The sequence below is a fragment of the Mesorhizobium sp. M7A.F.Ca.US.002.01.1.1 genome (genome assembly GCF_004022955.1).
Taxonomy (GTDB): Bacteria; Pseudomonadota; Alphaproteobacteria; order Rhizobiales; family Rhizobiaceae; genus Mesorhizobium; species Mesorhizobium ciceri.
In genome coordinates, this window is the sequence record NZ_RZQE01000221.1 from 1 (window position 1) to 9,408 (window position 9,408).

Annotated in this window: 10 protein-coding genes, 1 tRNA gene and 1 pseudogene; 9 read left to right on the forward strand and 3 right to left on the reverse strand. The window is 62.0% G+C overall.

Features of this window, described 5'->3' with window-relative positions; genetic code table 11:
• From EN932_RS20570 to EN932_RS20605, 8 genes and pseudogenes are all read left to right on the forward strand, one after another.
• Positions 1 to 126: pseudogene (locus EN932_RS20570) on the forward strand (DNA-protecting protein DprA); the annotation flags it as partial.
• Positions 127 to 271: 145 nt separating this feature from the next.
• Positions 272 to 1,156 carry a dihydrodipicolinate synthase family protein gene (locus EN932_RS20575; RefSeq protein WP_127370137.1) on the forward strand — a complete coding sequence of 295 codons (885 nt, stop codon included), beginning with the start codon at positions 272 to 274 and terminating at the stop codon, positions 1,154 to 1,156.
• A gap of 23 nt (positions 1,157 to 1,179) precedes the next feature.
• Positions 1,180 to 1,839, forward strand: a complete 660-nt coding sequence (locus tag EN932_RS20580) for a GntR family transcriptional regulator (RefSeq protein WP_064995846.1) — start codon at positions 1,180 to 1,182, stop codon at positions 1,837 to 1,839.
• Positions 1,840 to 1,901: 62 nt separating this feature from the next.
• The gene (locus EN932_RS20585; RefSeq protein WP_027161536.1) at positions 1,902 to 3,239 is read left to right on the forward strand and encodes a sugar ABC transporter substrate-binding protein; all 1,338 of its coding nucleotides are present in this window, start codon (positions 1,902 to 1,904) and stop codon (positions 3,237 to 3,239) included.
• Positions 3,239 to 4,177: a sugar ABC transporter permease gene (locus EN932_RS20590; RefSeq protein ID WP_127370202.1), complete on the forward strand. Its 939-nt coding sequence runs from the start codon at positions 3,239 to 3,241 to the stop codon at positions 4,175 to 4,177. Before EN932_RS20585 ends, EN932_RS20590 begins: the two co-directional genes overlap by 1 nt.
• A complete protein-coding gene (locus tag EN932_RS20595; RefSeq protein WP_127385629.1) occupies positions 4,178 to 4,999 on the forward strand; it encodes a carbohydrate ABC transporter permease in 822 nt (273 codons plus the stop codon).
• 41 nt (positions 5,000 to 5,040) lie between these two features.
• Positions 5,041 to 6,102 carry a sn-glycerol-3-phosphate ABC transporter ATP-binding protein UgpC gene (ugpC, locus tag EN932_RS20600; protein WP_127369499.1) on the forward strand — a complete coding sequence of 354 codons (1,062 nt, stop codon included), beginning with the start codon at positions 5,041 to 5,043 and terminating at the stop codon, positions 6,100 to 6,102.
• Positions 6,103 to 6,231: 129 nt separating this feature from the next.
• Positions 6,232 to 6,702, forward strand: a complete 471-nt coding sequence (locus tag EN932_RS20605; protein WP_064995888.1) for a nucleoside deaminase — start codon at positions 6,232 to 6,234, stop codon at positions 6,700 to 6,702.
• 248 nt (positions 6,703 to 6,950) lie between these two features.
• Here EN932_RS20605 and EN932_RS20610 read toward each other — a convergent pair.
• A tRNA-Lys gene (locus EN932_RS20610) sits at positions 6,951 to 7,026 on the reverse strand.
• Between the two features lie 257 nt (positions 7,027 to 7,283).
• Here EN932_RS20610 and EN932_RS20615 point away from each other — a divergent pair.
• Entirely contained in the window at positions 7,284 to 7,751 is a 468-nt protein-coding gene (locus EN932_RS20615; protein ID WP_127370101.1) for a BA14K family protein, read from the forward strand.
• Between the two features lie 86 nt (positions 7,752 to 7,837).
• Here EN932_RS20615 and EN932_RS20620 read toward each other — a convergent pair whose 3' ends face one another.
• Together EN932_RS20620 and glpK are read right to left on the reverse strand one after the other, a co-directional pair.
• Complete coding sequence (locus EN932_RS20620; protein WP_224672845.1) at positions 7,838 to 8,245, reverse strand: DUF6882 domain-containing protein; 408 nt, start codon at positions 8,243 to 8,245, stop codon at positions 7,838 to 7,840.
• A 93-nt stretch (positions 8,246 to 8,338) separates the two neighbouring features.
• Positions 8,339 to 9,408, reverse strand: a 1,070-nt coding sequence (gene glpK / locus EN932_RS20625) for a glycerol kinase GlpK (protein WP_128369024.1), incomplete at its 5' end; no start/stop codon positions are given.

Genomic DNA, 9,408 nt, shown 5'->3' on the forward strand with positions numbered 1-9,408 from the left:
ACCCGCCATACCCGCCTGCACCCGGCCCAAGTGTTCATGGTGCTGCTGGAACTCGACCTCGCCGGCCGGCTCGAGCGCCATGCGGGAGGACATGTTTCGCTGGTGTTTGGGGATTCTTCTGTCTGACCGACACCTCCGGTGTGACGCTGTTCGCTTCCCAGCAAGAAGATTCGCCCACGTCATCCGGGGGCAGAAAAAACGCAGCAACCAGATTTACAACTGACATGTTAGTGAGATATCACTGCCTCCGAACCTCTTTCGGAGACTTCCGGTGACATCACGCTTTGGCCTTTCGGCCGCCCTTGCCACGCCTTTTGACGCCTCCGGGCAGATCGCCACCGCCCTCATGGTCGCCCAGGCCAAGCGTTGCCTGGCGGAGGGGTGCACCAGTGTTACGCTTTTTGGCACCACCGGCGAAGGCGCATCGGTTGGCACCGGGGAGCGGCGGTCGGTGACCGAAGCCATGCTGGCCGCCGGCATCCTGCCGCATCAGCTTGTTGCCGGCGTGCTGGTCGATGCGGCCGAAGACGCCGCTGAGCAGGCCCGGCATGCCTTGCAGCGCGGCGCCCGCAACATTCTGCTGGCGCCGCCGAGCTACTTCAAGAATGTCGGCGACGATGGTCTTTTCGGCTGGTTTTCCACTGTCTTTGCCGTGCTCGGTCCCCTCGCCCGTGGCGTTCTGCTCTACAACATCCCGTCGGTCACCATGGTGCAGCTCTCGCTTGACCTGATCGGCCGATTGCGTACGGCTTTTCCGGATGTCCTTGCGGGGGTCAAGGATTCCGGCGGGGATTGGGATTACAGCGAGGCGCTGCTCGGCGCCCATGGCGATCTGGTGATCTTGATCGGTGACGAGCGGCATCTGGCACGAGCCGTGCGAATTGGCGCTCAAGGCGCAATCTCTGGCATGGCCAATTTCGTTACCAGCGAAATCCGGGCCATGGCCGAGGACGGACGCGACGACACACGCGTCGAGCGTTTCGTGCTCGAATTGCTCAAACACCCGGTAACGCCGGCGGTGAAGGTCATGGTGGCGCGCAAGACCAGCGACGACCGCTGGCTGGCGGTCCGTCCGCCGCTGGAGCCGATCGGTTCGCAGGGGCGACAACAGCTGGCTGACGCCTATCATGGGCTGTTTGCCAGGGAATCAGCCTGACCAGCAAAGGGATACGCGCTGAAATGGAAGACGGCAGTGAGCCGACCACGCTTAGGGAAAAAGCCTATGCCAGCTTCACGCGGCATTTGCTGGCCCGCGATCTGCTGCCGGGCCAGTTCGTATCGCAGCGCGAACTGGTCGCCTTCACCGGTCTGCCGCTCGGCGCCATTCGCGAAATCGTGCCGCGTCTCGAGGCCGAAGGGCTTCTGACGACGATCCCGCAGCGCGGCATGCAGATCGCCCATATCGACATCAGCCTGATCCGCGAGGCTTTTCAGTTCCGCCTGTTCATGGAGCGCGAAGCGGTGGCGCTGTTCACCGCCAGCGCTTCCGATGACGAACTTGCCCGCCTGCGGCGCGAACACGAGGAGATGCTGGCTCAAGCCCTTTCGCAGGCGCCGACGCCGGAAATGGAAGCCAGGGCGCAGAGCATCGACTGGGCGATGCACGACACTTTCATCGATGCGCTGGGCAACGAGATCATCGCCAAGGCCTATCTGGTCAACTCGGTGAAGATCCGGCTGATCCATCAGGAGCGCTTCCGCATCGACGGGCGCGTCGTGCCGGTCATGCGTGAGCACCTTGCGGTCATCGAAGCCATGGAAAGCCGCGACCCGCAGAAGGCGGTCGAGGCGATCAGCCTGCACATCGACAAGGCGCGCCGGCTGGCGCTGCAAATCTGAGGAAGCATGAGCCGCGTCGCGGTCGCGACGCATTCGACAACGACAGCAACCGGGAGGAAGAAATGTCGTCCAATCTGTTCAACCCAACCAGGAGGCAACTCCTCCAGGGAACCGCGGCACTTGCCGCCGCCGGCCTTGTGGGTGTTCGCCCAGGCTTTGCCGCGGCCGTCGACTGGAAGCGCTTTGCCGGCACGACGCTTGACGTCAATCTGGTGAAAAGCCCGCGCAGCGACACCCTGATAAAATATCTCGCCGAGTTCGAGGAGTTGACCGGGATCAAGGTCAATGCCGAGGCAACGCCTGAGCAGCAGCAGCGCCAGAAGACGGTGATCGAATTGAGCTCCGGCAAGCCGAGCTTCGACGTCGTGCATCTGAGCTACCATGTGCAGAAGCGGCAGTTCGAAAAAGGCGGCTGGCTTGCCGACATATCAGGCTATCTCGCCGACCCCACCCTTACCGATCCGGGTCTGGTCGAAAACGATTTCGCCGACGCCGGCATGCTGTTCGCCAAGGACGGTCAGGGCGTGCTGCGCTCGCTGCCCTTCTCGGTCGACTACTGGATCGTTTACTGGAACAAGGAGTTGTTCGAGGCCAAGGGCCTCAAATATCCCGAAACCTTCGAGCAGCTGGTGGCCGCGGCCGAGGCGCTGACCGACCCGTCGACCAATACTTACGGTTTCGTCGCCCGCGGCATCAAGAACGCCAACACGCCGGTGTGGACATCGCTCATGCTCGGCTACGACATGACGCCACTCGACGCTCAGGGCAAGCTGCGCACGACGTCGCCCGAGGCGATCGAGGCCGCCGGCCTCTACCAGCGGCTGATGACCAAATCCGCGCCTCCAGGCGTCACTGGCTTCAACTGGGCCGAAGCGCAGTCCGCCTTCCTGCAAGGCAAGATCGGCATGTGGTTCGATGGCGTCGGCTTTGCCCCGCCGATGGAAAATCCGGAAAAATCGCGGGTGGTCGGCAAGGTCGGCTATGGCGTCATGCCCAAGGGTCCCAAGGCGCACGCGGCTGGCACCTTCGGCGACGGTATCGGCGTGACGGCCACCAGCGAGAAGAAGGAGGCCGCCTATCTGTTCTGCCAGTGGGCAGTGTCGCCGGTCATGGGCGCGCGCCTGCTGCAGGCAGGCGCCGGCGTACCGTTCCGCAAATCGGTGCTCGAAGATCCAAAGGTGCGCGAAGGTGTCACCATGCCGGCAAGCTGGCTCGATGCGGTGGTCGGCTCCGGCAATGTCAGCCGGCTATCGCTGCCGGTCATCATCCCGGTCACAGAGTTCCGCGACATCTACGGCGTGGCGCTGACCAATTTGATCGCCGGCGCTGATCCCGCCGAGGAGTTGAAGAAGGCTACCGACCAATTCCAGCCGGTCCTCGACAGGAGCGAGCAAGGCTGATGTCCGCCACCACCCCAGAACGCACCGGGGTGACGACGCAAGCCATCGAAGGGAGCCAGACGATCCGGCTGGCTCCCAACTACTGGCCTTTCGTCGTTCCGGCGCTCGTCGTCGTCGGCGCCGTGATCGTCTTTCCCTGGGCTTTCACGCTGTGGATGAGCGTCAACCGCTGGACGCTCGGCCAGTCGCGAAGCTTTGCCGGGATGGAGAATTATCTGCGGCTGGCGTACGACCAACGCTTCTGGGAATCGCTTCTCCATACTTTGAGCTACACCTTCCTTTCGGTTGCCGCGCCGATGTTGCTCGGCACCATCGCCGCCCTGATCTTCGACGCCAGGTTTCCGCTGCGTGGCCTGCTGCGCGGCGTCTTCGTGATGCCTATGATGGCAACGCCGGTCGCCGTGGCGCTGGTCTGGACGATGATGTTCCACCCCCAGCTCGGCGTCCTCAACTATCTTCTGTCGCTGGTCGGCATTCCGGCGCAGGAATGGATCTTCAACGCCAACACGGTCATCCCGTCGCTGGTTGCGGTCGAGACCTGGCAGTGGACGCCGCTGGTGATGCTGATCGTGCTCGGCGGCCTGGCGTCCGTGCCGCGCGAGCCGTTCGAAAGCGCCGAAATCGACGGCGCCAATGCCTGGCAGCAATTCCGCTATCTCACCTTGCCGATGATCGCGCCGTTCCTGATGATCGCGGTGATCATCCGCACCATCGACGCACTGAAGAGTTTCGACATCATCTACGCGATGACCCAGGGCGGGCCGGGCACGGCCTCGGAGACCATCAACATCTATCTCTACAACACCGCCTTTTCCTACTACGACATCGGCTATGGCTCGGCCATGGCCGTGGTGTTCTTCATCGTCATCGTCGCCCTGTCCTTCATCCTCCTGATGTTGCGCCAGCGCTCGAAGTGGATCGGCGTGGAGGGCAAATAGATGACTTCACGACTGCTCAACCGGATCGGGCTGTTCTTCGCGGCCCTGGTCTTCGTCTCGCCGGCGATCCTGTTCTTCCTCTGGATGATCTCGCTGTCGCTGAAATTCGAGATCGACAACGGCGCCTATCCGCCGATCCTGATCCCCGAACATCTCGCCTGGTCGAACTATGCAAAAGTGTTCGAGGAGAACAATTTCCTGCTCTATCTCTGGAATTCGGTTCTGGTGACCGGCACGGCGACGCTTTTGGCGCTGCTGATCGGCGTGCCGGCCGGCTATGGCATCGCGCGGCTCAAGGCCGAGCGATCGGCGGTGGTCATCATGATCGCCCGCATGACGCCGGGGCTTTCCTATCTCATCCCGCTGTTCCTGCTGTTCCAATGGGTCGGCATTCTCGGCACGCTGTGGCCGCAGATCATCATCCATCTGGTGGTGACCGTGCCGATCGTCGTCTGGGTGATGATCGGCTATTTCGAGACCACCCCGATGGAACTGGAAGAGGCCGCCAACATCGACGGCGCCAGTTCCTGGCAGGTGTTCCGGCTGGTCGCCTTGCCCATCGCCAAGCCGGGCATAGTGGTCGCTTTTATCCTGTCCGTCATCTTCTCATGGAACAATTTCGTCTTCGGCGTGGTGCTCGCCAGCCGTGAGACGCGCACGCTGCCGGTCGCCGTCTACAACATGCTCTCCTACGAGCAAGTGAGCTGGGGGCCGCTCGCCGCCGCGGCCCTGGTGGTGACACTGCCGGTACTGGTCCTGACCATGTTCGCACAAAGGCAGATCGTCGCCGGACTGACCGCGGGCGCCGTCAAGGGCGGCTGAAGGCACGCTACGGCATCGCACTCTTTTTCGAGGAAAACCCAATGGCATCGGTCACAATCAACAACGTGCAAAAGGCTTTCGGAACGGCCAGGATTATCCACGATGTCAGCGTCGATATCGCTGACGGCGAGTTCGTCATCCTGGTCGGCCCGTCGGGCTGCGGGAAGTCGACGCTGCTGCGCATGATTGCCGGACTTGAAACGATCTCGGGCGGCAGGATCGCCATTGGCGATCGCACCGTCAACAATCTGCGGGCGCGCGACCGCAACATCGCCATGGTGTTCCAGAACTACGCGCTCTATCCGCACATGACGGTGGCCGACAATATGGGCTTTGCCCTCAAGATCAAGAAAGCCGATCCGGCCGACACCGCAAGCCGCGTCGGCAGGGCCGCCAGCATCCTGGGCCTCGACAAGCTGCTCGACCGCTATCCGCGCCAGCTCTCCGGCGGCCAGCGCCAGCGCGTCGCCATGGGCCGCGCCATCGTGCGCGACCCGCAAGTCTTCCTGTTCGACGAGCCGCTCAGCAATCTCGACGCCAAATTGCGCGTCCAGATGCGCGGCGAGATCAAGGCGTTGCACCAGCGGCTGGGCACCACCACCATTTACGTCACGCATGATCAGATCGAGGCCATGACCATGGCCGACAAGATCGTCGTGCTGCATGACGGCCTTGTCGAGCAGATCGGTGCGCCGCTCGACCTTTATGACCGTCCGGCCAATCTGTTCGTTGCCGGCTTCATTGGCTCGCCGGCCATGAACTTCATTGCCGGCCGCGTCGAGGAAGGCGTTTTCCGCAGCACCGGCGGGCTGACCCTGCCGCTGCCGGAAGGCATCAACCTGGCAAAAATTCCCGTGGGTGAACTCATCTACGGCATTCGTCCCGAACATATCCGAGCAACGATTTCCCAGGGTATTGCCGGCACGATCGTGCTTCTGGAAGCCACGGGTTCGGAAATCTTCGCCAGGGTCGACTGCGCCGGCGAGGAAATCTCCTGCCTATTCCGGGAGCGGCTTGCGCTGAAGCAAGGCGCGCAGATGCGCATCGAGATCGACCGCGCCTGTGCTCATCTGTTCGACGCCAAGACCGGTCGGCGATTCTAGCGCAAAGGTCTGATATCCCGGCGCAAAGGTCTCAAGCCACGGTTCGCTCTTGCCACTCGCATCGCTTGGCAGCAATCTCGGATCAAAGAGCCGCTCATCGGGTGGATGTCGGCGTCCCGGGGTTTTGCCATGACACGCGATCAGATGCTCGCCCACCTTCGATCCGCCGACGCGGTCGCGCGCGAGGCGGCGGCACATGGGCATCATCCCTTTGGTTGCGTTCTGGTCGGGCCGGATGACCGCGTGCTGATGCGGCAGGGCAATCTCGACACGGTGCGCCATGCCGAGACGGAGCTCGCCCGGCGCGCCGCGGCTGCCTACGAGCCGGAGTTCCTGTGGCAATGCACGCTGGTCTCAACCTTCGAGCCGTGCGCGATGTGCGCCGGCACGATGTATTGGGCCAATATCGGGCGGCTGGTTTACGGGGTAGAGGAGACCGAGCTCCTGGCGCTCACCGGGGATCACGCGGAGAATCCGACGATGAGCCTCTCTTCGCGCACCGTCCTCGGCTCCGGCCAGAAAAAGATCGAGGTCTTTGGCCCCTTCCCCGAAATCGCCGACGAGATGCTCGCACCGCACCGCGATTTCTGGAAGCGCTGACGGCTTCGTCCCGGTTGGTAAGGTCGATCAATGGCAGCAGTGACTGTCGGATCGCGGTGGGAGTCGCCGCCGCCGTTCAACAAAATCAAAGACTTGTAGAATCAACGATCCGAAGTGGGACGATCTTGTCATGCGTTGCCCGTGGCGAGATCCTTGAGTAGGGCGTGCAGGCCGTGAAAACTCGCACAGTCGCTGCTTTTCTCAAAGACTTAAAGATCCTAAGTGGCTGATATTTAACGCTAAAACAATGGTGAGCGCGATGGGATTCGAACCCATGACCTACTGATTAAAAGTCAGTTGCTCTACCGGCTGAGCTACGCGCTCCCGCGGGCGAAAGGCGGCCCTCGAAATTGCGCGGAACATAGGGAGAGTGCCTCGACCGGTCAACCGGAAAAAGAGGTCTCGCAAACACGGGCGGCTTCGCCCTGTCGCGGCACTTGTCCCACGCGCTGTCGGGGGGAGAACGGCCAAGGAACGCTGCCATTTATGCCTGACGGTGGCATCCAGTCTGGGGAACAATTGTATGCGCCGCTCGTTTTTCGGGCACAGGGACGTCCGCCAAACCATCGAGGAGAAGACCAATGAACAGAATCACAACGAGCCTGCTGGCGACCGCTCTCTCCGCCACATTCGTTGCGGCGGAGGCGGTGTCGGTTAATGCCCAACCGAACTATGTGCCGCAGTCCCAGGTCGCGGTGCCGGATGTACAGACAGTCCAGTACCGGGAGTGGCGCAAGGACCGCTACAATCGCAATTTTTCGCGTGACCGCACTTTTTCCCGCAATCGCGGCATGTATTGGAATGGCCATCGCGGCTATCGCGAATATCGCCCCGGCTACCGTCGTCACGGCGATTATTGGTTCCCGCTTGCGGCCTTCGCTACCGGCGCGCTGATTACCGGGGCAATCATCAACAATGAAAACAACCGCGTCTACGGGGGTAACGCCCACGTCCAGTGGTGCTACGACCACTATCGCAGCTACCGTACTTCGGACAACACGTTCCAGCCGAATTACGGCCCTCGCAGGGAGTGCCGCTCGCCTTACTGATCCGAAGTGTGAGTACCGAGTAAAAATGGCCTGCGCCGGCAACGGCGCGGGCCATTTTTCGACGTGCCCAGGCGCGAGAGTGCTGGTCAGTTCGCCCAGCTGATACTTTTGAAAATCAAATAGAGCGCTCCACCCTCACCACGCGGTGAGCGATACGCACCGAGAGCATGGCAAATTCGAACCATTGTTCCCGTCAATTCCCAACCCAGCGCTTCCAGGTCATTGCCGGCGTTGGGCACATAGGCCTGGGCCAACTCATCTATGCTGTTCTTCTCGCCGAAGGAGCGAACCAGCTTGGCGTCGCTGAGAAGCTCGCTGGGCAAATTCGAATTTGCCCAAGCCCACAGCCAATTGCTGGCCTTGGCGCTCGTGGAGCCTGCAATCTGGATCTCAGTGACGATCTTGACGCCTCCTTCATCCGAGAACAGAAGCTTTCCGGCCGTGAGGTCATAGTCATAGCGTGACCAACTGCCGAGGCGAAAATCTCTATGCAAGCGGTCATTCTTGGCATGCAGTTGCTCAACGGCCGTCGCGCCAAGCAGGATACCAGTCTGGCTTCATTCTCCTCTCACCCTGATGGCTGCTCACTACACGCTCAGCGTCCGGCGCACAGCATCGCGCCAACCAGCAAGTTTGGCTGCGCGCGCGGAGCCATCCATGGCCGGCTGGAACCTCCGCTCGAGCGCCCAGCTCTTCGCGAATTTCTTGGCATCCGGCCACACGCCTGCCTTCGACCCGGCGAGCCACGCGGCACCCAGCGCCGTCGTCTCCAGGATGGTCGGACGGTCGACCGGCGCGTCGAGGATGTCGGCCAGCCTCTGCATGGTCCAGTCCGACGCAACCATGCCGCCGTCGACCCGCAGCACGGTCTTGGCCGAAGCTCCCTTCCAGTCCTTACGCATGGCGTCGAGCAGGTCGCGCGTCTGGTAGGCGACGGATTCGAGTGCGGCGCGGGCGAATTCCGCCGGCCCGGAATTGCGCGTCAGCCCGAAAATGGCGCCGCGTGCCTCGGCGTCCCAATGCGGCGCGCCGAGCCCGACGAAGGCCGGCACCAGGTAGACGTTTTGCGTTGGATCAGCCTCGGCAGCCAGCTTGCCGCTTTGCGCGGCCTTGCCGATCACCTTGATGCCGTCGCGCAGCCATTGGACCGCGGCGCCGGCAATGAAGATCGAGCCCTCCAGCGCATAAGTGGTCTTGCCGTTCAGCCTGTAGGCAATAGTGGTCAAGAGGCGGTTCTTCGAACGCACAAGGTCGCTGCCGGTGTTGAGCAGCGCAAAGCAGCCCGTGCCGTAGGTGGATTTCATCATGCCCGGCTCGAAACAGGCCTGGCCGATGGTCGCCGCATGCTGGTCGCCGGCAACACCGAGGATTCTTATCTCGGCGCCGAAGAGATTTTTCTCCGTGATTCCATAGTCATCGGCGCAATCTTTTACCTCGGGGAGCATTTTTGCCGGGATGTTCAGTATCGACAGCAGTTCGTCGTCCCAGGCATTTTTCTCGATGTTGTAGACCAGCGTGCGCGACGCGTTGGTGGCATCCGTGGCGTGGACCTTGCCGCCGGTCAGACGCCAGATCAGGAAGCTGTCGATGGTGCCGGCGAGCAGCTCGCCCTTCTCGGCGCGCTTTCTGGCGCCCTTAACCTTGTCCAGCATCCAGG

What these genes read in the sequence shown, in the direction of transcription:
- EN932_RS20580 (WP_064995846.1), top strand. Translation starts at nt 1,180, where the DNA reads ATGGAAGACGGCAGTGAGCCGACCACGCTTAGGGAAAAAGCCTATGCC.
- EN932_RS20605 (WP_064995888.1), top strand. Translation starts at nt 6,232, where the DNA reads ATGACACGCGATCAGATGCTCGCCCACCTTCGATCCGCCGACGCGGTC.
- ugpC (WP_127369499.1), top strand. Translation starts at nt 5,041, where the DNA reads ATGGCATCGGTCACAATCAACAACGTGCAAAAGGCTTTCGGAACGGCC.
- EN932_RS20585 (WP_027161536.1), top strand. Translation starts at nt 1,902, where the DNA reads ATGTCGTCCAATCTGTTCAACCCAACCAGGAGGCAACTCCTCCAGGGA.
- EN932_RS20615 (WP_127370101.1), top strand. Translation starts at nt 7,284, where the DNA reads ATGAACAGAATCACAACGAGCCTGCTGGCGACCGCTCTCTCCGCCACA.
- EN932_RS20590 (WP_127370202.1), top strand. Translation starts at nt 3,239, where the DNA reads ATGTCCGCCACCACCCCAGAACGCACCGGGGTGACGACGCAAGCCATC.
- EN932_RS20595 (WP_127385629.1), top strand. Translation starts at nt 4,178, where the DNA reads ATGACTTCACGACTGCTCAACCGGATCGGGCTGTTCTTCGCGGCCCTG.